At 60.0% G+C, this 24,084-nt stretch carries 19 protein-coding genes; 12 read left to right on the top strand and 7 right to left on the bottom strand.

Annotation, left to right across the window (positions count from 1 at the left end; all coding sequences use genetic code 11):
• Positions 1–506 precede the first annotated feature (506 nt).
• From FHJ80_RS04745 to FHJ80_RS04730, 4 genes are all read left to right on the top strand, one after another.
• Entirely contained in the window at positions 507–1,499 is a 993-nt protein-coding gene (locus FHJ80_RS04745) for a LysR family transcriptional regulator (RefSeq protein WP_139525887.1), read from the top strand.
• Positions 1,500–1,512: 13 nt separating this feature from the next.
• Positions 1,513–2,502: a TRAP transporter substrate-binding protein gene (locus tag FHJ80_RS04740; RefSeq protein ID WP_139525886.1), complete on the top strand. Its 990-nt coding sequence runs from the start codon at positions 1,513–1,515 to the stop codon at positions 2,500–2,502.
• 76 nt (positions 2,503–2,578) lie between these two features.
• Positions 2,579–3,142 carry a TRAP transporter small permease gene (locus FHJ80_RS04735; protein WP_139525885.1) on the top strand — a complete coding sequence of 188 codons (564 nt, stop codon included), beginning with the start codon at positions 2,579–2,581 and terminating at the stop codon, positions 3,140–3,142.
• Positions 3,143–3,165: 23 nt separating this feature from the next.
• The gene (locus FHJ80_RS04730) at positions 3,166–4,470 is read left to right on the top strand and encodes a TRAP transporter large permease (RefSeq protein WP_139525884.1); all 1,305 of its coding nucleotides are present in this window, start codon (positions 3,166–3,168) and stop codon (positions 4,468–4,470) included.
• 9 nt (positions 4,471–4,479) lie between these two features.
• Here FHJ80_RS04730 and FHJ80_RS04725 read toward each other — a convergent pair whose 3' ends face one another.
• Positions 4,480–6,009 (bottom strand): GGDEF domain-containing protein, encoded by a 1,530-nt coding sequence (locus tag FHJ80_RS04725; protein WP_139525883.1) that lies wholly within the window; start codon positions 6,007–6,009, stop codon positions 4,480–4,482.
• A gap of 203 nt (positions 6,010–6,212) precedes the next feature.
• On the opposite strand from FHJ80_RS04725, the gene FHJ80_RS04720 reads away from it, so the two are divergent.
• The 3 genes from FHJ80_RS04720 (at position 6,213) to FHJ80_RS04710 (ending at position 10,658) form a co-directional block, all read left to right on the top strand.
• On the top strand, positions 6,213–8,912 hold the full coding sequence (locus FHJ80_RS04720) for an EAL domain-containing protein (protein ID WP_139525882.1): 2,700 nt from the start codon (positions 6,213–6,215) through the stop codon (positions 8,910–8,912).
• A gap of 75 nt (positions 8,913–8,987) precedes the next feature.
• Positions 8,988–9,725, top strand: a complete 738-nt coding sequence (locus tag FHJ80_RS04715; RefSeq protein ID WP_139525881.1) for an HAD family phosphatase — start codon at positions 8,988–8,990, stop codon at positions 9,723–9,725.
• A 39-nt stretch (positions 9,726–9,764) separates the two neighbouring features.
• Positions 9,765–10,658 carry a drug/metabolite transporter gene (locus FHJ80_RS04710; protein WP_139525880.1) on the top strand — a complete coding sequence of 298 codons (894 nt, stop codon included), beginning with the start codon at positions 9,765–9,767 and terminating at the stop codon, positions 10,656–10,658.
• Positions 10,659–10,683: 25 nt separating this feature from the next.
• On the opposite strand, the gene FHJ80_RS04705 is transcribed toward FHJ80_RS04710, so the two are convergent.
• The 4 genes from FHJ80_RS04705 to FHJ80_RS04690 all read right to left on the bottom strand — a co-directional run bounded on the left by FHJ80_RS04705 (position 10,684) and on the right by FHJ80_RS04690 (position 13,876).
• Positions 10,684–11,424, bottom strand: a complete 741-nt coding sequence (locus tag FHJ80_RS04705; RefSeq protein ID WP_139525879.1) for a sulfite exporter TauE/SafE family protein — start codon at positions 11,422–11,424, stop codon at positions 10,684–10,686.
• Positions 11,425–11,567: 143 nt separating this feature from the next.
• Positions 11,568–12,926 (bottom strand): magnesium transporter, encoded by a 1,359-nt coding sequence (mgtE, locus tag FHJ80_RS04700; protein ID WP_139525878.1) that lies wholly within the window; start codon positions 12,924–12,926, stop codon positions 11,568–11,570.
• Between the two features lie 156 nt (positions 12,927–13,082).
• Positions 13,083–13,424, bottom strand: coding sequence for a DUF6482 family protein (locus tag FHJ80_RS04695; RefSeq protein WP_255303875.1), 342 nt, complete (start codon positions 13,422–13,424; stop codon positions 13,083–13,085).
• Between the two features lie 116 nt (positions 13,425–13,540).
• Positions 13,541–13,876, bottom strand: coding sequence for a hypothetical protein (locus FHJ80_RS04690; RefSeq protein WP_139525877.1), 336 nt, complete (start codon positions 13,874–13,876; stop codon positions 13,541–13,543).
• Between the two features lie 185 nt (positions 13,877–14,061).
• On the opposite strand from FHJ80_RS04690, the gene FHJ80_RS04685 reads away from it, so the two are divergent.
• Entirely contained in the window at positions 14,062–14,955 is an 894-nt protein-coding gene (locus tag FHJ80_RS04685; protein WP_139525876.1) for a LysR substrate-binding domain-containing protein, read from the top strand.
• Positions 14,956–15,055: 100 nt separating this feature from the next.
• On the opposite strand, the gene FHJ80_RS04680 is transcribed toward FHJ80_RS04685, so the two are convergent.
• The gene (locus tag FHJ80_RS04680; RefSeq protein WP_139525875.1) at positions 15,056–16,072 is read right to left on the bottom strand and encodes a 1-aminocyclopropane-1-carboxylate deaminase; all 1,017 of its coding nucleotides are present in this window, start codon (positions 16,070–16,072) and stop codon (positions 15,056–15,058) included.
• Positions 16,073–16,279: 207 nt separating this feature from the next.
• Here FHJ80_RS04680 and FHJ80_RS04675 point away from each other — a divergent pair, with 207 nt between their 5' ends.
• Positions 16,280–16,786, top strand: coding sequence for an Lrp/AsnC family transcriptional regulator (locus FHJ80_RS04675; RefSeq protein WP_139525874.1), 507 nt, complete (start codon positions 16,280–16,282; stop codon positions 16,784–16,786).
• 133 nt (positions 16,787–16,919) lie between these two features.
• Positions 16,920–19,049 carry a PhoX family phosphatase gene (locus tag FHJ80_RS04670; protein WP_139525873.1) on the top strand — a complete coding sequence of 710 codons (2,130 nt, stop codon included), beginning with the start codon at positions 16,920–16,922 and terminating at the stop codon, positions 19,047–19,049.
• A 70-nt stretch (positions 19,050–19,119) separates the two neighbouring features.
• On the opposite strand, the gene FHJ80_RS04665 is transcribed toward FHJ80_RS04670, so the two are convergent.
• The gene (locus FHJ80_RS04665) at positions 19,120–19,770 is read right to left on the bottom strand and encodes a TetR/AcrR family transcriptional regulator (RefSeq protein WP_139525872.1); all 651 of its coding nucleotides are present in this window, start codon (positions 19,768–19,770) and stop codon (positions 19,120–19,122) included.
• 99 nt (positions 19,771–19,869) lie between these two features.
• Here FHJ80_RS04665 and FHJ80_RS04660 point away from each other — a divergent pair, with 99 nt between their 5' ends.
• Positions 19,870–21,024, top strand: a complete 1,155-nt coding sequence (locus tag FHJ80_RS04660; RefSeq protein WP_139525871.1) for an efflux RND transporter periplasmic adaptor subunit — start codon at positions 19,870–19,872, stop codon at positions 21,022–21,024.
• Entirely contained in the window at positions 21,014–24,067 is a 3,054-nt protein-coding gene (locus tag FHJ80_RS04655; RefSeq protein WP_139525870.1) for an efflux RND transporter permease subunit, read from the top strand. The genes FHJ80_RS04660 and FHJ80_RS04655 overlap by 11 nt, the downstream gene beginning before the upstream one ends.
• Positions 24,068–24,084 lie beyond the last annotated feature (17 nt).

Raw genomic sequence — 24,084 nt, 5'->3', positions numbered from 1 at the left:
TGTTGTTAGTAATTGATATCGCTATTCATTAGCCAAATGAGACAGTCTATTTGCTCATAGTGATGACGTATTAGTGAGCCTATTTATGGTCTTGTTAGCGCAAAAATAATATATGGAGAGCGCGTTCCAAGTGCCAATCGTTTTTAGCGATATTGAGTATCGGCTGTTCCTATCATGCTGTTATTTAGTGGAAAAATAGTTGACGCTAGAGCGTGATACGATTATCAACTATTGAAAGCGACTCAAAAAAGATTACAAAAGAGACGCCCTGATCCGCCGGATGTCGCGCGTTTGCGCTACCTATAACAATGGCTAGGAAAGGGTGATGTCTGAGGAGTGCCATATGCGGTTGCCAGCCCCGCGACAGCTTGCCTGTGCCCAGCACGGCAGGTTGCATATACATCTGCATAGCAACGCTTCACCTGGGTTACCAACGGTGGGCGGCGTGGTGAATGCGCCTACTGGGGTGCTTTGCCCGAGTGCGTTTTTGACAGGCTGGTGAGACGATGCTGGATTTTAAGGAACTCGATGCCTTTGTGTGGGCGGTGAAACTTGGCTCTTTCCGTAAAGCGGCCGCCAGGTTACACATCACTCAACCCTCGGTGTCGGAGCGTATTTCTCGATTAGAGAGCACGGTGGGCGAGCTGCTGCTCGAACGCTCGGCGCGACCGATTCAGCCCACCATGCGTGGCCGAGAGTTCTTTCTCCATGCCGAACGCATGCTGGCTCAGCGCGATGAAGCCCTGAAACTGTTCGACAGCGAAGAGGATTTTTCGGCGCCGCTACGTCTGGGCACCATCGAAACCATCGCCCATAGCTGGTTTCCGCGCTTCATGCAGCGCCTCACCGAGCGCTATCCCAAGCTCATCATCGAACTGACCGTCGACTACTCGCCCGCGCTCAATGAGCGTTTGACCGGCAATGAGCTGGATATCCTGCTGGCCATGAACGGCTACCTGCCCCAGGAGCAGATCGACCAAGAGACGCTCAGCCCTTACGAGATGGGCATGTTCGTCTCGCCACGCCACGCCCAGCGGCTTAGCGAACGCCCCCACGCCTGGTGCACCACGCTGCCGTTCATTTCTTTTGGCAAGCTGGCGCGCCCTTATGAGGAGCTGGTGAGCTACCTCGCCGCCCAGGGGGTGGCGCAGCCACGTATTCATAGCGTGAGCACGCTGATGACCATTGTTCGCTTGACGACCGAGGGATTAGGCATCGGCGCGCTGCCGGTCGCTACCGTGCTGGACGAGTGGCGACGGGGCGAGCTGTATCGTCTGGCGCTCCCCGCGCCGTTACCCGCCATGCACTATGATGTGATTTGGCGCAGCGCCAATCATCCGCGCTTTTGTCGCGGCGTGGGCCGATTGGCCCAAGAGTGCGCGCGTGAGTATGCCACTGAAAAGCATAACGAGATTACTAACACGTGTTTTACCGGGCGTTGGGTGACCCCTAACGCCGCCTCCTCCACCCCTGTGCAGCACCTCCATCCCTATGAATAAGAGGACTTTACCTATGCGTACTCGCATTGCGACCCCCCTGCTTCTTGCCACGGCGTGCAGCCTTGCCGCCGCCGCCACGGCTCAGGCCGCCGAGTGGACCATGGCCACGCCCTACGGGGATGCCAGCTTCCACACCCAAAACACCAAGCAGTTCGCGGAAGATGTGGCGGAAGCCACGGACGGCGAGCTCACCATTAACGTTCATAGCGGTGGCTCGCTAGTATCCCACGGGGAGATCAAGCCCTCCGTGCGTCGTGGCACCATCGATGCCGGTGAGGTGTTCCTGTCGATTCTCTCTAACGACGACCCGATTTTCGAAGTCGATACGCTGCCTGGCGTGGCCGGTAGCTACGATGACGCCTACGCGCTGTGGGAAGCGACCAAGCCGATGATTACCGAGCTGTTCGCCTATGAAGGGCTGATTCCGCTGTATGCCGTTGCCTGGCCTGCACAGGGCATCTACACGGCGGAACCGCTCACGGATCCGGCACAGTTCGAGGGGCTGCGCGTGCGTGCGCCGAACATCAACACCCAGCGCTTCGTTGATAACCTAGGCGGTAGCCCCACCGAAACCGAAGAGTCGGATATCCCCACGGCCTTTAGCACCGGCCGCGTCGACGCGATGATTACGTCGAGCTCTACCGGCAACTCCATGGCCGCTTGGGACTACGTCACCGACTACACCGATGCCAACCTGTGGCTGCCGAAGAACATCGTTTTCATCAGCCAGCGCAGCTTCGATCGTCTTGACGAAGCGACTCAAGAAGCGCTGATGGAAGCGGCGGCCCGTGCCGAAGAGCGCGGCTGGCAAATGAGCCGTGAGAACAATGACGAGAGCCTCGCGGCGCTGCAAGAGAATGGCATCAGCGTGTCCGAACCCAACGCTGAGGTAGCTGCTGCGCTGCAAGCGGCGGGTGACGAGCTGTTCGCCGATTGGCAGTCCCGCGCCGATGACGAAGCCAAAGCGGCACTGGAAGCCTACCGCGCCCAGCGTGGCAACTAACCCTCCGTTGCCACGGTAACGCCTGGGGCAGCCCGCGGGCTGCCCCTTTCCCTACGCGCTCTGTGAGACTGCGAACATGACGTTTAAATTCGACAAACTCTACCGCCTGGGTGCCTGGGGCGCAGCAGCGTGCATGGTGGCCATTTGTGCGCTCATTGCGCTGCAAGTCACTTTCCGTTTGGTGGATGCTCTGTTGGTGCTGGTGGGCCTTAGTCGACTCGGCATCAGTATCACCGGCGTCTCGGAAATGGCCGCCTATTTATTGGTCGGCGCGACGTTTCTGGGTCTGGCTTACACCTTCGTGCATCACGCCCATATACGGGTCACGCTGCTCATTTCGCGTCTGCCGTCGGCGGTGCGCGTGTGGTTCGAGGTGTTTGGTCTGCTGATTGCGCTGGTCATCAGCGTGCTGCTGACCTATGGCTTGATCGGCTTGGCGAGGGAGAGCCTGGAATACAACGATGTGTCGTCGGGCTTCTTGTCGATTCCTCTGTGGATCCCGCAAGTGGTGCTGGCCGTTGGCGTTGGTCTGCTGGCCCTGGCGCTGCTGGAGGCGCTATGGATGGCTGGGCGTATTGCCCTGCGAGACCCGTCAAGCTTCCGTGAAGCCATGTCCATCGACGATAACGACGCGCACTAAGCGGCGACTCGGGAGATACCCTCGTGCTACTACTCAGTTTAGCGACTATTGTGACCCTCGTGGTGCTGTTGGGCAGCGGGGTGTGGATTGCCTTTGCGCTCATCGGCACCGCATGGATTGCCCTACAATTTTTTAGCCCTTTCGATCCAGGCCCCATTTTGGCCTCTGATTTTTGGGGCGCCAGCTACGGCTGGGACTTGACGGCGCTGCCCATGTTCATCTGGATGGGCGAAATTCTGTTCCGTTCGGGGCTAGCGGACAACATGTTTCGCGGGCTGTCGCCGTGGCTCAACCGTCTGCCGGGCCGCCTGCTGCATACCAACATCATTGGCAGTGGCATGTTCGCAGCGGTATGTGGCTCGTCAGCCGCCACCTGTGCCACGGTGGGTAAAATGACCCTGCCTGAGCTCGAACGCCGCGGCTACGACAGCAACATGGCGATTGGCACGCTGGCCAGCGCGTCCACACTGGGCTTGTTGATTCCCCCCTCGATCGTGCTGATCGTGTATGGCGTGGTCACCGAGCAGTCGATCTCGCGGCTCTTCATGGCGGGCATTGGCCCCGGCCTGATGATCTTGGCCATGTTCATGACGTATTTGGTGCTCTGGGCGCTGCTCAAAGGCAACCGTGCTGGCCTGACGGGTGCCGACGAATCGGATATGAGCATCGCTGAAAAGCTGCGCAATACCTGGGCGCTGGTGCCTATTTTGCTGCTGATTGGCGGCATCATCGTATCGATTTACGGCGGGCTGGCTTCGCCAACGGAGGCGGCTGCGGTGGGCGTGGTGCTATCGATGATCATTGCCCGGTTCAATGGTCACTTCGACCGGTCGATTTTTACCGACTCGCTCTTTGCGGCAGTGCGCACGGCCTGCATGATCGCCTTCATCATTGCCGGTGCATCGTTCTTGACCTCGGCCATGGGCTTTACTCAAGTGCCCATGAAGCTTGCTCAGGCCATTGGCGAGATGGGACTATCGCCCACCATGCTGCTGGTGGCACTCACGCTGCTGCTGCTCATCATGGGCTGCTTCTTGGACGGTATTTCGCTGATTCTGCTGGTGACGGCCATTATCATGCCGGTGGTGAGCGCGGCGGGCTTCGATCTGATCTGGTTCGGCATCTATTTGGTGATCGTGGTCGAAATGTCGCAAATCACGCCGCCGGTCGGGTTTAACCTGTTCGTGATTCAAGGCTTGACCGGTAAGGATATTCTGACCATCACCAAAGCGACGCTGCCGTTCTTTTTACTGATGATGCTGGCCATTGCGCTGATGCATCTCTTCCCCAGCATTGCGCTGTACCTGCCTTACGCCATGACCGGCTAGTTGGCCGAGTCATTGACCATAGACCGACACCCCGCCCCGGCCAGAGCGCTTGATGAAGTACATGCTCTGGTCGGCGGCATCGATCAGCTCGCGTTCATTACCAAAACCGCCGTCGGTCAAACACGCCACGCCAATCGATACCGAGACATAGAGCGGCTCTTGTTCGATCCGCGCCATGGGCCGCTCCTGCAAGCGCCGAGTAATGCGTTCGGCAAAGCGTTTTGCGCCTTCGGCATTTTCATCCGGCAGAATCACTAGGAACTCTTCGCCACCATAGCGGCCCGCTAGATCGCCCACGCGCACCAGCGAGGCGAGCATCTTACCAAAGCGGGCCAGTACCTCGTCGCCTGCCTGATGACCGAAACGGTCGTTGAGCACTTTGAAGTGATCGAGGTCGATGAACACCACCGACATGGTTCGCTTGGTCGATAGGCAAAGGTGGAAGCGCTCTCGCAGCTGTTCCTCTAGCCACGCGCGATTGGCCAGTTGGGTCAGCGGATCGATCCGGCTGCGCTGCTCTAGCTGGGCGTAATCGTCGAGCAGCGCATCCCGCGCCTTTTGCTGAGCGTCCAGACGGGCGCTAAGCGACAGCGTATGCTCGTACAGCAGCTGCTGAGCCTCTTGTAACAGCCTAACGCTATCGATCGAGACGGTTTGGCTTAGCCCCAGAGTCTCCATCAAGGGCGGCAGAGTGTATTCGAGGTGTGCCAAAAGCCCGGCAAGGGCCCACTCGTCAGCGGTGGCCAACGTTCGAAGCTGACGCATTACGCCCGCTAATGCTTGGGCGGGATCGGCCGATAACCAAGCATCGGCAAGTGCACCCGAGACGCGCAGGCAGAGAACCGAGGGATTGTCGGTCTCGAGCCCTTCGTGGCTGCGCTGGATGGCGCGAATCAAATCGTCATGAGCGCCCCATTTCGCGAGTAACCAAGCGCCGATCAGCGCGTGGTCGCAGCCAAAGTAGCGTTTTTCGACCTGCTGGGTATGGCCATGAGAGGCCTGCTCGGTCCCGTATAGCCGCTCAGCGTCGTTGGGGTAGGCGGTCTGCAGCGCCAGGATGCCAATGTCCTGCAATAGTGCTGCCGTAAACACGCTGCCCGCTTGGTGAGGGCAGAGCTGTTGCGCGAGATAACTCGCGGCAACGGCTGAGGTGATGGCTCGCCGCCAGAAGTGCTGACGGCCGCGTGCCGAGTGGTCATTTTCGAACAGGCAAAAACTCAGCACCGTGGCCAGCGTGACATCCAGCCCCATACGCTGGGTGGCTTCGAAACACGTATGAGGCGGCTGGGCGGCGCGCAGATAGTGCACGCTATTGGCCACGCTCATTACCCGTGCCGTCAGGGCCGGGTCGTGCTCGATGGCACGCGCATAATCGCTCAAGGTGGCATCCGAGATGCGGGTGAGCTCTAGCACGTTGAGCGCCACCGCCGGCAAAGACGGTAGCCGCTTGCACTGCAGCAAAGCGCTGCTGAGAAAGCTAGGAAGCTGGTTGGCCAGCGAGGTATAAAGCGTTTCGCTGACGGCAGTAGGCCCCGTCATAGTGTCTCCTCAATGCCGTGCAGCGAAGTAGGCAGTCAGTTGAATAACGATCGTTTTTTTTATCATATTGTCAGGATGGCCGATACCGCTTGGCGCGATCGGCGCCTTCCAAAAGGTAGCTGTTTATGGTGCAAACGTCGCCGTGCTTTGTTAAAACAATGGCAAAGCTTAGCTGCTCTATAACGACATAAGCGAGTGCAACGATGCACACACGAAAAGAAGCAGCAGAGATTTTTCGCCAGCTAGCAGAAGGGGTGGGGCGTAGCAGTCAGCCCAACTTCTTTGCCTCCCTGGTGGAACAGCTTGCTCGTTTACTGGCCGTCGATCATGCGTTGATCGCGGTCGTCACTGATGCCAATATAGCGGAAACCCTGGCCGTTTGGTCAAGCAATGGTTTACAAGCCAATATCACCTACCCCTTGGCGGGCACGCCTTGCGAGACCGTGGTTGGCCATGAACCATGCCTTTACGCCTGCGACGTACAATCCCGCTTTCCTGAAGACGATCTTTTGCGCCAGCTCGGTGCCGATAGCTACATGGGCCTGCCGCTATTTGGGCCGGATGGGGCGGCCATCGGTCTGCTAGCGGTGCTGAGCAATCGCCCCATGGCGTTCGATGGACTAGAAAACGAAGTATTGCGAATTGCCGCCGCACAAGCGGGTGCTGAGCTGGGCAGGCGTCAAGCAGAAAACGCGCTACGCAAAAGCGAGGCCGCCGCCAAAGAGAGCGAGCGACGGCTGAACACCTTGCTCGATCACCTGCCCGGCATGGCCTACCGCTGCCTGAACGATCATGACTGGACCATGCTGCTCGTCAGCCAAGGTGCCGAAGCGCTGACCGGCTATCGGCCGGAAGAGTTGGAAAACAGCCGAGTGACGACCTTTGCCAGCTTGGTGCACGCAGACGATCAAGCGCGGCTGGCGCAAGAGGTAGCGGCTGCGATTCGCCAGCGCCGTCCTTATCGCATCACGTTTCGCATTCAGCACCGCGACGGTAGCGAGCGCTGGATGTGGGAGCAGGGGCAGGCCGTCTTTTCCGATCAAGGCGAGGTACTCTGCTTGGAAGGCTTCATTACGGATGTGACCGACCAGCAAGAGGCGCAGCGGGTTCAGCAGGCGGTGGTTCAAGTGGCCTCGACCGTCACCTCTAGGGTGGGCGACGATTACTTTCAGCAACTCATTGCCACGCTTACCACACTGTTGGAAGCGGATGCGGGATTCATCGCTCTGTTGGACCAACCGGTGCCGCCTGCACCACAGGGCCATTCTCATCCCAATAATCTGTTGCCTGCCACCACGGGGCATACCGTGAGTCTGGTCGTTGCTGGCCAGACCCGTAAAAACCACACCTTTTTGCTGCGCGGCACGCCTGTCGAACGCGTGGTGCTCGAACAAGAGAGCGTCGTACAGCAGGGGCAGCGGTTTAGCCTGCCGGGCGCCACGCTAAACGCGCAAGCCTGGATCGGACGCCGCTTGGATAACGCCCAAGGGGAAGCCATTGGGGTGATGATGGTGTTTTACCAAACGCCGTTAACCACCAATGCCTTTGCTACCTCCGTGCTGCAGATTCTCTCCACGGGGGCTGCCGCCGAGCTCGAGCGACGCCGCGACCATCGCCACATGCATCAGTTGGCCTACACCGACAGCACAACCGGCTTGCCCAACCGGGTGCAGTTCATGGAGCACTTGCGTGATATAGGCGAGCGGGCCGAGCAGCAGGCGTCGCCGCTGGCGCTGTTGCTGTTGGATTTGCGCCGCTTCAAAGAGGTCAACGACCTGCACGGACATCAAGTCGGTGATCAGCTGCTGGCAACGGTGGCGGCGCGTTTGCGCCACTTGGATATAGCCAACCTGCACTGCGCGAGGCTATCGGGGGATGAGTTCGCGCTGCTGTTACCGCACGTCGAACGCGCAGCGCTGGATGAGCTGGTCAAGCAGCTTTGCAGCTTGGTGAGACGGCCGATTCGTCTAGAGCACCGCGTCTTCAATTTGGACGTAAGCATTGGTTTTGCGCGCTACCCAGGCGATGTGGCCAACACCAGCGAGCTGTTCAATGCGGCCAGTATTGCACTACATCACGCCAAAAAGCGTGAAACCAATATCTCCCCCTACACGCAAGCCATGCGCCATACGCTGGAACGCCGCCAATGGATGACCGAGCGGCTGCACATGGCGATTTTGGAGCAGCGGCTAGAGCTCTACTTCCAGCCCCAGGTGGATTTAGACACGAAAGCGCTGACCGGTGCAGAGGCGCTGTGCCGCTGGCACGACCCAGAGTGGGGGTGGGTCAGCCCTGGGGAGTTCATCCCCCTAGCCGAGGAGCGCGGGCTGATTCGTTTACTCGGTGACTGGGTCCTGGAAGAGGCCGCGCGTCAGTTGAGCGCTTGGCAAGCGGCGGGCACACCGCTTCCGGGGCGGCTGTCGATCAATATCTCCGCGCAGCAGTTTGCCGACCCGCGACTAACGACTCATATTGCCGCACTCACCTCCAGCGTCTCGCCCAGCGCGATTGCCATTGAGCTGACCGAGAGCGATTTCATGCGCGACCCGGATCAGGCGGTCATCATTACCCAGGCCATGCGTCAGGCAGGCTATGCGCTGTTCATCGACGACTTCGGCACCGGGTACTCCTCGCTCTCTTATCTGCGCCGCTTTGCCGCCGACGCGCTAAAAATCGATATCTCGTTCGTGCGCGAAATGCTCGATAACCACCACGATCGGGCCATCGTGCAGACGATCATTGCCATGGCCAACACGCTGGACATGAAAACCCTTGCCGAAGGCGTCGAGAGTGCCGCCCAAGCGGCGCTTCTGGCCGAGATGGGCTGTAATCAGGCGCAAGGTTACTTTTTCGGCAAGCCGCTGCCAGCCGATCGCTTTGCCCAAACCTGGCTGAGTCGCTAGGCGCAGGTTCGTCATCTTACTGTCATCATGCTTGGCATACCCTACGCGCGCCAAACCGCGACGATAGGAGTTCCCATGCGCCTGGCCCTGTTTGACCTTGATGATACGCTCCTGGACGGAGACTGCAGCGACCGCTGGAATTTATGGATGATCGAGCAAGGATGGGTCACCGACGCGGAGCGCTTCATGACACGCGCCGAACAGATGCAGCAGGCCTACCATGCGGGCAAGCTCAAGCTAGACGAGTACCTGGCCATGACCCTGGCACCCCTGAAGGGGCGGCGAGTGGCTGAGGTGGAAAAGGAAGTCGAGCGCTTCGTCGCCACCCATTTGCAGCCGCGTATTTTCGATCAAGCGTGGCGCTGCCTAGAGAGCCATCGACAAGCGGGCGATACCTTGATACTGATCTCTGCCTCCTCTCGCCACTTGGTGGCGCCCATCGCGACAGTGCTCGGCATCGAGCACGTGCTGGCGGTGGAGCCGGAGATCACTATGTCCGAAGTGGGTCGTGTTTACACCGGGAGCAGCCAAGGCGTGCTTTCGTACCGAGGCGGCAAGGTGATCCGCTTTCAGCAGTGGCTGGCGGAGCACACCATCACGCCGAGCCACACCACGTTCTATTCCGACTCGCGCAACGATTTACCACTGTTGCAGTACGTGGATTGCGCCGTGGCGGTCAACCCCGACCCGGTCTTGGCCGAGGTGGCTAGCGTAGAAGGGTGGCGACGCTTAGACTGGCGGGCATTCTCTTTTAGTAATGACCGCTTATCTAGCTCCGTTAATAGTGAATACTCCAGTCTTGCTAAAACATGATGGTCGTTTCATAGGTACTGTCGTTGTCAAGGCGACCACATGAGTCCAGCGGCCCTCGCCCTGGTACTGGTCTCGGTGTGTATGCATGCCGGGTGGAACGTGCTGGGCAAACGCAACACGCCCTCGCTGGGGGCGTTCGTGCTGGCCTATGGCGCTGGCGGCGTCGTGATGCTGCCGCTAGTGGTGCTGGGTCCCTCGCTGCTGGCGCTTCCAGGCGCATTTTGGGGGTGGCTGGCACTCTCGGGGCTCTGCCAGATGCTCTATATGGGCGGCTTGGCTTGGGCCTATGCACGGGGGGAGGTGAGCGTGCTCTACCCCATCGCCAGGGCGTTGCCCGTCGTGCTGGTGCCGCTGGTCTCCATTGCGTTACTAGGTAGCCGCGTGCTGGATGCCTGGGATGGCCTGGGGATGGCACTGGTGGTCTTGGGCGCGCTCTGTCTGCCGCTCAGCCACCCGGAGGCGCGTCGGGTGTCCACCTATGTCACGCCCGCCATGGGATTCGCGCTGCTGGCGGCGGCGGGCACGGTGGGCTATTCGCTCATCGATAAGCAGGCCTTGGGCCTGATGCAGAGCGCGGGTCACAGCGGGCTCACCGCCGGAGCCGTCTTTATGGTGCTGCAAGCGGTGATGACGCTGACTTGGGCAGTGCCGCTGCTGGCCCTGCTGCCTGCCGAGCGCCGCCGCCTGCCGGTACTTCGCCAGCAGGGCCTGCCCGTGTTAGTGACGACCGGGCTGATGATGACCTGCACCTACGGGCTTGTATTGATGGCCATGGCGATGACCGATGAAGTGAGCTACGTGGTCGCGCTGCGCCAGCTCTCGATTCCGGTGGGCGTGTTGATGGGCGTGCTGTGGTTGAAAGAGCCTACCTCCACCGCTAAAACACTCGGCACCTTGGTGATGCTGGCGGGGCTGGTGATGGTGGCGCTGTAGTTGCGCCGCCTTCTTGCTCTCTCAACTAGAGCGCCTGCCACACCAAGTTGATCCCCACTATGAACATGGCGATGATCACCAGACGGTAAAACAGCTTTTCATTGACGCGACTCTGTAGCCAAAGACCGTTACGTACGCCGATCCACGCCACGGGCACCAGCAGCAGCGAGGCCCAGGCGCTGGTCATGTTGACCTCGCCTAGCCACATGTACGGTCCGAGCTTGATGGTGTTCACTACCGCATAGGTCACCGTGCAAGTGGCAATGAAGGTTTCTTTGGTGAGTTTGCGCGGCATCAGGTACATGTTCATCGGCGGCGCGCCCGCGTGGGCGATGAAGCTGGTAAAGCCGCACACGCTAGCGGCGGGCAGCGCCCATTGGTGGGAAATGGGCTTTTTCGCCACCGGCTTGAGCAGCATGTAAGCGGCGAAAACCACCGACAGAATGCCCAGGGCCATGCGCACGCCCTGCTCGCTCAGGCTGCCAAACAGCAGCGTACCCACCACCACGCCAATGAACAGCCCCGGCACGAAGCGCCACACTTCCGCCCGGTCGTGCTTGCCCCACCACGCCTTGACCGCAAAGACATCCATCACCAGCAGCAGCGGGAGCAGCAGCCCGGCCGCCTGGGTGGGGCTAATCGCCAGCGCCATCAGCGGTACCGAGAGCGTGCCAAAGCCACCCGCAAAGCCCCCCTTGGAGACGCCGGTGAGATACACCGAAAAAACGATCAACAGCCAGGCGATAAGGGAGTAGTCCGGGAGCATGGAGGCCTCAAAAGGGTGATGAAAATAGGGTGATTGAAAACAGCTGTCACAAAAAAGCCCCGCAGGAGCGGGGCAACACAGGATAGCATTAGATAAATGTTAGCGGGCGAATAGAAAGGTGGGGCGCCTTGTCATCGCGTTGATCACAAAATAATCACCGTCGCCAGCCCTAAGAATGACAGAAAACCCACCACATCCGTGACCGTCGTCAGAATCACCGCGCCGGATAGGGCGGGGTCGATTTGTAAGCGTTTCAGCACCAGCGGAATGAGCACGCCGGAGAGGTTGGCGAGGCTCATGTTAATGAAGATGGCCAACGTGATGACCAGGGTAATCAGCGGGTCGCTAAACCACAGATAGGAAATGCCGCCTACCACCAGGGCCCATACCAGGCCGTTGCTCATGCCCACCCACAGCTCTTTGTTATAGAGCCACTGTTTGTTGTTACCCGCGATTTGGCCGAGCGCCAAGCCGCGTATGACCACGGTCAGGGTTTGGCTACCGGCAATGCCGCCCATGCTGGCGACGACAGGCATAAGGATGGCCAGGGCGACGATTTGATCCAGCACCGCTTCGAACTGGCCGATGACGAAGGCGGCGAGGAAGGCGGTGAGCAGGTTGATGCCCAGCCAAATGCCGCGGCTCTTGGCACTGCGTAGAATGGGGGTGAACACCTCTTCTTCGTCGCTCACGCCCGACATGTGCTTCAACGTCATGTCGGCGTCGTCCTGGGTGATTTCCAGTACGTCGGCGGCGTTCAGCTGGCCGACCAGCAGCCCATCGCTGTTGCACACCGGCACGAAGGGCAGCTCTTTGGAGCGCAACAGGGCGGCGGCGTCGCTGACCTTCATTTGGTCATTCAGCGAGTAGGGCGCATCGTCCATAAACGCGTCGACGGTACTCTCCTGGGGCTGTTTGACCAAGTCGATCAGCGTCAGGGTGCCCAGTAGGCGCTTGTCCTTGTCGGTGATCATGATCTGCTGCGAATCGTCGTCTAGCAGATGGTGAATCCGGATGTAGCGCTGCACGGCTTCCAACGACACGCCCTGCTTTACGTTGACCGTCTCTGGGTCCATGTAACGGCCGACCATGTCCTCTTCATAGGTATAGAGGTTCTCGACCTGAGCGCGAATCTCCTGGTCCAGGCTGGCGTAGACGGTGGTTTTGATTTCTTCATCGGCGACATCGAGGACTTCGGCGACTTCCTGAGCATCCAAGCCTTTAACGATTTGCTCGACGTCGCTGGCGGTCAGGTCTTCGATGTAATCGGCGCGAATGTCCTCGTCGACTTCGGCAAGTACTTCGCCGAGCATCGCTTCTGGAATGTACTCCCACAGCCGGTCACGGGTTTTGGCAGGAAAAGACTCAAGGGTGCGCGCAATCGCTAAAATATCGAGCTCATTGAACAGCTCGTTCAGGGCAACCGTATCTTCCTCGTCGAGCAATTTTTGAAGATAGAGAAGCTGCTCCTCGGTGTTGGTGTATTTCTCTTCATCGCGCATAGAGTCCATCCTTTGGTCATTAATTTTTAACACAACTACTTGAAAGCGCTCGATGGCTCACTATGAATCTTATCGGCAGCCGCAGTTGAAAGCCATGTAGGCTTTTTTAACCTCATGACCAGGTCCCTCTAGTCGCCCAGGTGGAACGGGAACGTGTCAGTGCCGAGTTACAAAGGCCACGCGTACGCCATGCTGAAGCCGCTGTTGGGCAGAAACAGGTTGCGTAGGATGGCCGATCATCTCATCGGCTGCATCGGCCCAAGTAAGAATTCCGTGGGTGAAACCCAGCGGTGCCAGCGTGCGGCTTACCCACTGGGTACCACTAAAACGCTTCGTGTCGCCCTGAGAATCGACTAATAGGCTGACCGAGTCATCGCGGTGCAGGCGCACGATATACCAGCCCATATCAATTCCATGCAGCTCAACGTCGGGCAGCGGTTTGGCCAGTTGGGCAAGCGCATCCAGGGTTATACGAGGAGGAAGGGGCAAAACCATCATGGCACCTCATTGGCTCAATGGTGTTTATGTAGAGTCTAATGATTGTGATGGTTTTGCATAGTTTTTTGGGTGAGAAGAAACCCCTCTGCCGCCCTGAGGACAAGGCCTTTCCGAGATTAGCGGTGCGGGATATGACACTTTTTCTGCCGAGCCTTTAACGCCTGGAGGGCATCGACCCTTAATGGCAGCTGGTTGGCCCAGAGGATGTCTTCTCGGCAATGGCCAATATCGCGCAGTATCTGATCGTCGTACTTCAATAGTGGCATTATGTGGCGGCGGAACAGCCAGCGCCGCCGACAGCGCCACCAAGCCATATCGATGACACGGATCAGTCGCATCGATGGCATGGCCGGCATGTAAAACGGCAACTGGGGTGGCTTGGGCGGTGGTGCCAAGCGGCTAGCTTTCTCCCAAGCGTGCTGGGCATGTTGGCAAGGGGTTTCAAACGTCATCGCGCACCTCCATCGTTACTTCCGCTTTATCCAAAGCGGTACCTCCCCAACGACTGGGCAGGTGTGAACTGTGATGAGTAAGTAGGAGGGTCGCGACCTCTGGCTAGAAGCTTGGCGCTTTGCCTTGGATCAATCAAACGAAAAGATTTACACTGAGGGTTAAGTTTTTCTGAAAGGTTAGCGTGATGAGCCAACTCTCTACCCTGCCACCCAGTCGGGTCGCCTTGCCGCTATTGGATAGCGAGGTGTTGCGCACCTTTGTAACGATTGCGGAAAGTGGCAGCTTTACCCGCGCCGCCCAACAGCTATGTCGCACGCCTTCCGCCTTGAGTATGCAGATTAAACGCTTGGAGGAGACGCTTGGCCAGACGCTCTTTGTACGCGAAGCGCGGCACGTACGCTTGACGACCGAGGGAGAAGTGCTGCTGGGCTATGGTCGACGGCTACTTAAACTGAATGCAGAGGCCGTGAACCAGTTTTTAGCCCCTACTATCGAAGGGCGTGTAGGGTTGGGGCTCACCGACGACGTGGTAGGTCGTATCCTGCCCACGGTGTTGGCTCAGTTTGCCCGCTCGCACCCAGCGGTGCAGGTCGATGTGGAGGTGGGGCGCAGCAAAGACCTGCTCGCCAGGCTGGACGAGGGCGAACTTGATCTCGCCCTCGTGATGGCTGGAGGGCCTGGACAGGCTGGACGAGGAGAGATCGTCCATAGTGAACCGCTGGTGTGGGCGGGCCGCGAGGATGGCGTTGCCGTACAGCGTTCGCCACTGCCGGTGACGCTGGCGCAACAGGGATGTGAGTGGCGCAGAATTACTCTCGATGCCCTCGATCAAGCGGGTATCGCGTATCGAATTGCTTACTCCTGCGACCATTGTGCCGGGCAGGAGGCCGCCATGCTGGCTGACTTGGCCGTGACGGCTTTCCCCAAAAGCCTGGTTCGCTCTCCGCTCAAGCGTCTCCACAACGAATCGCTGCCCCCACTAGGCGATTACCAGGTAGCGCTGGTGAAGCGTCCAGGTGTTGGTAGTGCCAGTGAGGTGTTAGCCGAACAGGTGACCGAAGCCTTCCGAGAAGGGTAAGTCTTGTTCTCTGCATCCAGAGGGGGCAGTAGCGTCAAGCCCAATGGCCCGATCAGTCGGCTGCTCGGGCCGTGGCACGGATCAGCGACGCTTGGCCTGATTAGCCGTTGCGGAACAGGAAGCTGTAGGCATTGAGAGCGGGCACGCCGCCCAGGTGGGCATACAGCACCTTGGAGCCCGCCGGGAATTCTCCGTTGCGCACCCTATCGATCATGCCGTGCATGGATTTGCCTTCGTACACCGGGTCGGTGAGCACCCCTTCCAGGCGGGCGCAAAGGCGAATGGCCTCTAGCGTGCCGTCATTGGGCAGGCCGTATTCAGGGCCGCCATAGCGGGTGTCCAGGATCACGTCGTCATCGGCAATGCCGCCTTCCAGTTCGACTAGCTCGGCGGTGTGGCGAGCAATCCGCAGAATCTGCGCACGGGTTTGCTCTGGCTTGGCCGAGGCGTCGATGCCAATCACCCGCTGGGCGCGGCCATCGGCGGCAAAGCCGACCACCATCCCGGCCTGGGTGCTGCCAGTCACCGAGCACACCACGATGTAGTCGAAGGTGAAGCCCAGCTCTTTCTCCTGCTGGCGCACCTCTTCGGCAAAGCCGACGAAGCCCAAACCGCCGTAGGGGTGTTCGGAACAGCCCGCAGGAATGGGGAACGGCTTGCCGCCCTGCTGGCGCACATCCTCCATGGCCTGCTCCCAGCTAGGGCGAATGCCGATATCGAAACCGGCGGCGTCCAGGCGAACGTCGGCCCCCATGATGCGCGACATCTCGATATTGCCGACCCGGTCATACACCGCATCGGAGTAGTTCACCCAGTTCTCCTGTACGAGGACGCACTTCATGCCCAGGTGCGCCGCGACGGCAGCCACCTGACGCGTCTGGTTGGACTGGATCCCGCCAATCGACACCAGCGTATCGCAGCCCTGCTCCAGCGCTTCGGGGATGAGGTACTCCAGTTTGCGGGTCTTGTTGCCGCCGAAAGCCAAGCCGCTGTTGCAGTCCTCGCGCTTGGCATACAGCTCGACCTTGCCGCCCAGATGGGCGCTCAGCCGTTTGAGGGGAGTGATCGGGGAGGGGCCGAACGTCAGTGGATAACGGGGGTAGCGTTCAAGGTTCATGGCAAGCTCCTGCGGTGACATTCAATGCGATAGACAAGGATCGCTGGGTAACGGTGGTTGGAACGTTGGCGTGCTCACTGAGGTTTATAGTAGGCGTATGTGTGTCCAGGCGGGTTGCGAAATAAGGGGGTTATAAACAATAATGAATTGTCTGATTGCGTTTGTAGGTTCGATTAATTCGTAAATTCGTTCTTTGAGTAAATAATAATGAGTGTCAAGCGAGCGGGAGGGGCCTCGGAGCCCCATGCCATGGGCGGTGAGCTGGATCGTATCGACAAGCGTATTCTCAAGCTGCTTCAGGAGGATGCGACGCTTTCCAATGTGGCGCTGGCCGAGCAGGTGAACCTCAGCCCTGCGGCCTGTTTGCGGCGTGTCGAAAAGCTCAAGCGGGACGGGGTGATCAGCCGAATCGTGGCCCACCTGAACCCGGAGCCCCTGCAGGCCGGCATGGTGGTGTTGATTGGCGTGGTGCTGGACCGCTCGACGCCAGAATCCTTCGCGGCGTTCGAGGCGGCGGCTCAAAAAGTGTCGGGCTGCATGGAGTGCCACGTGGTTACTGGGGAGTTCGACTACTTCATGCTGGTGCGCACCAGGGACAGCCAAAGCTTCAACCGGCTACACGCCGAGCAGTTGCTCTACCTGCCCGGCGTGCGTCAGATTCGTTCGTTCATGGGGCTGCGGGAGGTGGTGTCGACCCACAAGGTGCCGATTTAGCCCTAATGGCCCACGGCATGCCCGACGTCAATAAACCGTCGTGATTGCGTCATACATCTTTCATCTTTACCTAATACTCTCCCTCGAAAACAACACGTAGTTCGTACGGGCTAATGATGACGAGGGGAGTACCATGAGCAAGGCAATCGAAGATCACCGCCTGTTTAACCACAGCCATAACCAGCCATTTGCCGAGGTACTGGCAAAGTACGTCTCTCGGCGCGATGTGATGCGGGGCGGCCTGGGGCTGGCGGCGTCGTCGATGTTGGGGTTTGGCGGCGCAGCCCAAGCGCTAGCAGGCGAGCAGGCCAAGACGCCGCTGACTCTCGCATTTGAAGCGGTGCGTGGTTCTCGCACTGATGCGGTGGTGGTACCGGAAGGCTATGTGGCCCAGGTGCTGGTGCCCTGGGGCACGCCGCTCACCCCATCCGCAGAGTGGCAGCCCGAACTACACATGACCGCCGAGCGCCAGGCCGATAGCGTTGGCATGAACCACGATGGTATGGCCGGATTCGCCTTGGATGTCGACAGCGCGTCGCGGCGTTTCGTGCTAGCGCTCAACAATGAGTATATCGAGCAGGATGCGCTATGGGCGCCCCAGGGTGGCCCTACCAATGCGGGAGGCAAACGCCCGGCGGAAGAGTCGCGCACCGAAATCAACGCCCATGGCGTCACCCTCGTGGAGGTTGAAAAAAACGCCAGCGGGCAGTGGTCGCACGTGACCGACTCTCCCTATAACCGCCGCTTCACCAGCGCCACGGTGATGGACCTTGCCGGCCCCGTGGCCGGTAGCGACTATGTGAAAACCCAATTCTCCCCTGACGGCACGCAAACCCGAGGTACTAACAACAACTGTGGTAACGGCGTGACCCCCTGGGGCACCTATATCGCCTGTGAAGAGAACTGGCCCGATATCTTCGTCAACCGTGGCGAGCGCTTCCAAGACGATGCACGCATCGGTATTCCCACCGATAAAAGCCGCTACGGTTGGGATACCTCGGCAGGCGACGCGACAGAGCAGAACGGCGAGTTCGCGCGCTTTGACATCACCCCGCACGGTGAGCGTGCCGAAGATGACTACCGCAACGAAGCGCGTACCTTCGGCTACCAGGTCGAAGTCGACCCCTATAGCGGTGCTCGCGCGGTGAAACGCACGGCGCTGGGGCGTTTTCGTCATGAAGGGTGCTGGTTGGGCAAGTTAGAAGCGGGCAAGCCGATCGTTTTCTATTCAGGCCACGATGCCCGCAACGAATACGTCTACAAATACGTCTCTGATGCCGCCTGGGATCCCGCCGATGCCAACCGTCCCGGCGCGGAGTACGACCGTCTCGCCATTGGCAGCAAATATATGGATAACGGCACGCTGTACGTGGCGCGCTTCCATGCCGATGGTAGCGGCGAGTGGCTGCCGCTCACACCGAGTGCCAAAACTCAGGATGGTCGCACGCTAGCTGCCGCACTTGGCCTAGCCGAGAACGACCTGGCGGGCATCATCATCAATACCTGCGATGCGGCCGACCTCATGGGCGCAACGCCAATGGACCGTCCCGAATGGGCGACGGTGGATCCGGCCTCCGGCGAGGTGTACCTGACGCTCACCAATAACTCCCAGCGCAGCGAAGAGGGCAGCGATGCGACCCTCACCAACGATGGCAGCGAGCTGGCCGAGCCGGGAGTAGGTTTCGCAACGGCGCCCGTGAACGCCGCGAACCCCCGTGCCAATAACGAAGCCGGGCACGTGATCCGTTGGCGGGAGAGCCGGTTGCCCAACGCCTTTACCTGGGAGGTCTTCGTGTTCGGCGCGGCGGCTGACGATGCGGACAATCACTCAGGTTTGAACGAGATGAACCAGTTTGCCAGCCCCGATGGCCTGTGGTTCGATGAGCGCGACGGTGGCCAAGGTATTCTGTGGATTCAAACCGACAACGGCTACGAAAGTGTTACCGAGCATACCAACGATCAGCTTTTGGCCGTGGTACCCAACGGGCTGGACGACATTCGCGGCACGGGCCCGGTCATCAACAGCAGCAACCAGCAGCAGCTCAAGCGCTTTGCGGTGGGTCCGAACGGCTGCGAAGTCACCGGTATCTTTGCCACGCCGGATAAAACCGCGCTGTTCATCAACATCCAACACCCCGGCAATTGGCCAGCAGATGGCAATGCCTTAGTGCAAGACGCCACTGCGTCAGCGAGTGGCCAGGTGCGCCCGCGTGCGGCCACCGTGGTCATCCAGAAGCGCGATGGAGGGCCGGTGGGGGTGTAAGTCGTTAACGTGGTAACGGCACTTGAAACAGTATTTCAAGCCCTGCAACTGCAGGGCTTTTTAGTCATCATCAGCGTCGTCCATACGCGGCCAAAAACACATCCACAGCGCTGGCGATCTGGCACTGTAGTTCCTCTTCGGTAGGCGGTGGGCGCACGCCCATGCGGACCTCCTTGGTCAGCATGCCTTGCCACATACTGCATAACTGGTCGGCGGCGCGCTCTGGGGCGGGGAGGCTCAGGTGGCCTGCGCTGGCCAACCCTTCCAGCTTCTCTTGCAGCCACTGGAGCATGGCCCAGGGGCCTGCCTCGAAAAATGCCAGCAGCAGCTTGGGGTGTTGCTCTCCCTGATGGCTCATCACACGCTCGACCGCCAGCACATGGGGTTCTAGTAAGAAGCGGACCATGCTCACCCCCACATCGATCAGCGATTGGCGCACCGCGTCGTGGGTATCGGGAAGCTGTGATAATCCCTGCCGAATCGTCGCGGTTTCGCGACGAATGACACTGCCAAATAGGGCTTCTTTCGACGCAAAGTGCCCATACACCGTCACTTTGGAAACGCCTGCCTCGCGAGCAACGGCCTCCATGGTCACGGCTTCCAAACCGTTACGAAAAAATAGGCACGCCGCGGCGTCCATCATCGCATTGCGTTTGGCCATGTCCTTCGGGCGGCCGACGCTGCGTTTGGGGTCGGATAACGGCGGTTGAGCGTCTGTCATGCAATAAACCCATGCCTATTAAAAAATAGTTATTGAACGGAAGCGTACACATATTATAGTAAACGCTACCGTTCAAGAATAAACCATTTCGAGGCCAACATGGGCACGTCAAAGACTTCTTGGGGACACCGGCTGCGGGGGGCGCTGGCAGCCCTGTCGATGATCGGTGCGACGCTGGTCGTGGTGGCCCTGGTAAGCAGCCAGCACAGCAGCGCCCAGCAGGCTCGGCAGCAGGGGGCGGATAACGCCTTGCTCCAAGTCGCCACGCTGCCGCTCGAACAAGCCGAAACGCTTACCCGTGAGGTGCGATTGACCGGGCGTGTGGTGGCGCGCCAGTCGGTGTCGTTGGCCTTCGAACCGGCCGGGCGGGTCGAATCCCTGTTAGCCGACCGAGGGGATGCCGTGGAGCAGGGCGACGTGCTGGCTAGTCTCGATACCCGGCGACTGGAGAGCCGCCTGGCCGAAGTAGCGGCGCGAAGCGAAGAGGCCCGTGCCAGTCTCGCGTTAGCCCAGCGTCAGGAAGAGCGAGAAGCGCAATTGAACCAGAGCAACTTTGCGAGTCGCACGGCGCTAGATCAGGCCCGCACTGACCGTTTGACGCTGCAGGCGCGCCTCTCTGCCCTGGCCGCCGAGCGCGATAGTCTGACGGCCGATCTAGAAGACAGCACGCTCAAAGCGCCGTTTGCTGGCCGGGTGGTCGAGCGCTACATCGATGTTGGTAGCCTCGTGAGTAGCGGTACGACGGCGTTCGATTTGATCGACACGCGTCAGTTAGAGGCTCATCTCGGGCTACCCGCGCGTCTCGCGGCGACGTTTACCGTAGGCGAGTCCGTGACGCTGCAGGTGAACGGGCAAACGATCGCGGGCCAAGTACGGGCGCGGTTGCCTCAAGTGGATGGTGATAGTCGTACACAGACCCTGGTCGTGGCGATGACGGGCGACCATCGCGCCGTGCCCGGCGACTTGGCCGAACTGGATTACTCGATCAGCGAACCGGCGCGCGGTTACTGGGTGCCGCTAGCGGCGCTGCGTGCGGCCGACCGTGGCCTGTGGAACGTCTTGATTGCCGAACCGGATGAAGACGAGCGCTACCGGGTGGCGCAAGCCAGCGTCGAGCTACTGCATACCGAAGGAGATAGCGCCTTCGTGCGCGGCACCTTGGCGCCCGGCATGCATCTGATCCGCAGTGGTACTCACCGCATTACGCCAGGGCAGCAGGTCACGCTCAGTGAGGATGTCGCCCATGCGCATTGAGTGGCTGTTCAATCGCCGCCTGCTGGCGCTCATACTCGGTTTGCTCGTCGTCTCGGGGCTGTCGGCCATACAAACTCTGCCCAGGGCGGAAGACCCCCATTTGGTGGCACGCATGGCCACGGTGCTCGCGCCGTTTCCAGGCGCTACGCCGGAACAAATCGAAGCGTTGGTCGCGCGACCTATCGAGGATGAATTAAGGACCATCTCGGAAATTCACGTGTTGGAATCCACGTCGCGCCAAGGGATTGCGCTGCTGAGTCTGGAGCTGGGCGACGAGGTCACCGACGTCACGCCGGTATGGAGCCGCGTGCGCGACAAGCTCGGCGATGTCGCCCCGTCGTTGCCGGAGGGCGTGCAAACGCCTGAGCTGCTGGATGATCGCGGCTATGCGTTCAGTCTCGTCGCCGCGCTGCGCTGGACGCTAGACACGCCTCCCTCGCCGCCCGTCATGGAGCGTTACGCCGAGCGCCTGGAAGATGCGTTTCGCCAAGTGGCCGGCACCGAATATACCCACCGCTTTGGCGTCGCTGGCGAGCAGGTCGAGGTAGTGGTGGACCCCATGGAGCTCAATGCTCTCGGGCTATCCGTGGGGCAGTTGGCGGCCACCATCGAGGCCAGCGATGGGCGACGCACGGCGGGTGAAGTCGTGACCGAAGGCCATCGGCTCACGGTAGGTCTGAGCGGCGAGTTCGACGCGCTGGATCGTCTGCGGGAGATCAACGTGACGACCCGGCAGGGACAGAGCGTCAAACTGGGCGAAATCGCCGAACTGCGCCGTGGTGTGCAAGACCCGCCCAACGCCGTGGCGCTGCTCGACGGTGAGCGCGCCGTCTATGTGGGCGCACGCATGGCGCCTGGTCAGCGGATCGATCGATGGGTGTCGCGGGCGCAGGAGCGACTGGCCGACTTCGCCGATGAGCTGCCGGTCGGTCTTGCCGTCGAAGAGGTCTTCGAGCAGGCCAGCTACACCAACCAGCGGCTGAGCGATGTAGCGCTCAGTCTGCTAATGGGCTTGGTATTGGTGGTCGCCATTCTATTTCTGACCATGGGGTGGCGCTCTGCCTTGACCGTGGGCTTGGCCATTCCCGCCACGGCGCTGCTGACACTGGCGCTATTCCGGCCGTTGGGCATGGAAATTCACCAAATGAGCATCATCGGCATCATTGTCGCGCTGGGGCTAATGGTGGATAACGCTATCGTCATGACCAACGCCCTCCGGGAGCGCTTTTTACAAGGTGATTCTGCGCTGACTGCGACCCGCGATGCGTTACGCCATTTAGCGGTGCCGCTGCTCGCCAGTACGCTGACGACCATTCTGGCGTTCATGCCCATCGTGCTCATGCCAGGCCCGGCGGGAGAGTTCGTCGGACCGCTGGCCATGGCGGTCATGGTGGCGCTAGTGAGTTCGTACCTGGTCTCGCTATTTCTAGTGCCGGCGCTGTCACCCATGCTGCTGGCCAAGGTGGCGGCCAAACCGCCTGCCCCGCGCGACCACTCGCTGAAGCGTGCCTTTCGTGGCACGGTGCGGAGCGCGTTGCGCCATCCTGTGGCCGCCATGGTCATTACCCTCTGTGTGCCCGTGGGTGGAATCGCGTTAATGCCCACTCTAGACGTCGCATTTTTCCCGCCTGCCGATCGCGATCAGTTTCATATCGAAGTACGGCTACCCGCTGCCAGCAGCATCGCGCAAACGCAGGCCTTGGCCCATGACATGGAGCACATGGTGCGGGAGGTGCCGGGCGTGCTACGCGTCTCTGCGTTCATCGGCGAAAGCGCTCCGATGATGTACTACAACGTGCTGACGAATGAAGATAATAACCCTGCTTTCTTGCACTTGATCGTGGATACAGAATCGTTAGACGTCACCAATCGGCAGGTGCCCCCCTTGCAACAGGCGTTGGATAGACGCTTTCCACAGGCCCAAAGCGTGGTGCGCAAATACGAGCAGGGGCCGCCGTTCAAGGCTCCCATCGAGCTGCGCGTCTATGGCAATGATTTGAACGTACTCTCGTCGCTCGGACTCGAGCTAGCAGGCCTGATGCACCAGCTTCCCCAGGTGACTCATGTGCGCGCCGGGATGCAGCAAGATTTACCCCGCCTGATGCTGGATATCGACCAAACCGCGCTGAACAATGTCGGGCTATCGCCGCAAAATCTTGCCGAGCAGGTGGGGGCGGCGCTCTCTGGTCAACCCGCGGGCGTATTACTTGAAGACACCCAGCAGCTTCCCGTGCGCGTGCGCTATGCCGACGACTGGCGCACCGACGCCGAACAGCTGGCGGCGTTACGCCTCGTCAGTGAGCACGCCAGCGAGGGATTACCGCTCGCGGCCGTCGCCGACAGCGGCTTGGTACCTTCGTGGAGCGTCATTACCCGCCGCAACGCCGAGCGTGTCCAGCTCGTGCAAGGCTATTTGGTAGCCGATGCGCTGCCAGCCATCTCCATGGCACAGCTCGAGACCAAGCTTCAGGCGGCCATCGATTCGGGCGAGATACGTCTTCCCCCCGGTTATCGGATCGAAACCGGTGGTGAAGCCGCCGAGCGTGACGAAGCCGTCAGCCAGCTGCTCGCCTCGGTGGTGCTGCTCGTCATTGCGATGTTGGCGACCGTAGTGCTGGCCTTTAACTCTTTCCGTCGTGCCGCCATCGTCTTTATCGCTGGGGCGCAGGCGATGGGCATGGGCATCGTGGCCCTACTGCTGAGCGGGCACGCGTTCGGGTTCGTGATCATCGTCGGCATCATGGGGTTGGTGGGGGTGGCGATCAACGCCACGATCATCATCATTGCTGCCTTCGATGACGATCCGGCTGCTCGGCAAGGGGATAGCGAGGCAATGTTGGCAGTGATCAGCGGGCCAACCAGCCGGCATATCGTGTCGACGACCATCACGACCTTTGCGGGGCTCATTCCGCTCATGGTCGCCGCCGGTGGGTTATGGCCTCCCTTCGCACAAACGGTGGGCTTTGGTCTACTCTTGGCCACATTAGTGTCGTTTTTCTTTACGCCAGCGCTCTATCGGCTTTGGGTCGCAAGAGCCGCGTAACGGTCGCTACTTTTCGC

Source organism: Halomonas sp. BL6 (assembly GCF_006228115.1).
GTDB classification, from domain to species: domain Bacteria; phylum Pseudomonadota; class Gammaproteobacteria; order Pseudomonadales; family Halomonadaceae; genus Vreelandella; species Vreelandella piezotolerans.
This window is presented reverse-complemented; position numbering and strand designations above follow the sequence as displayed.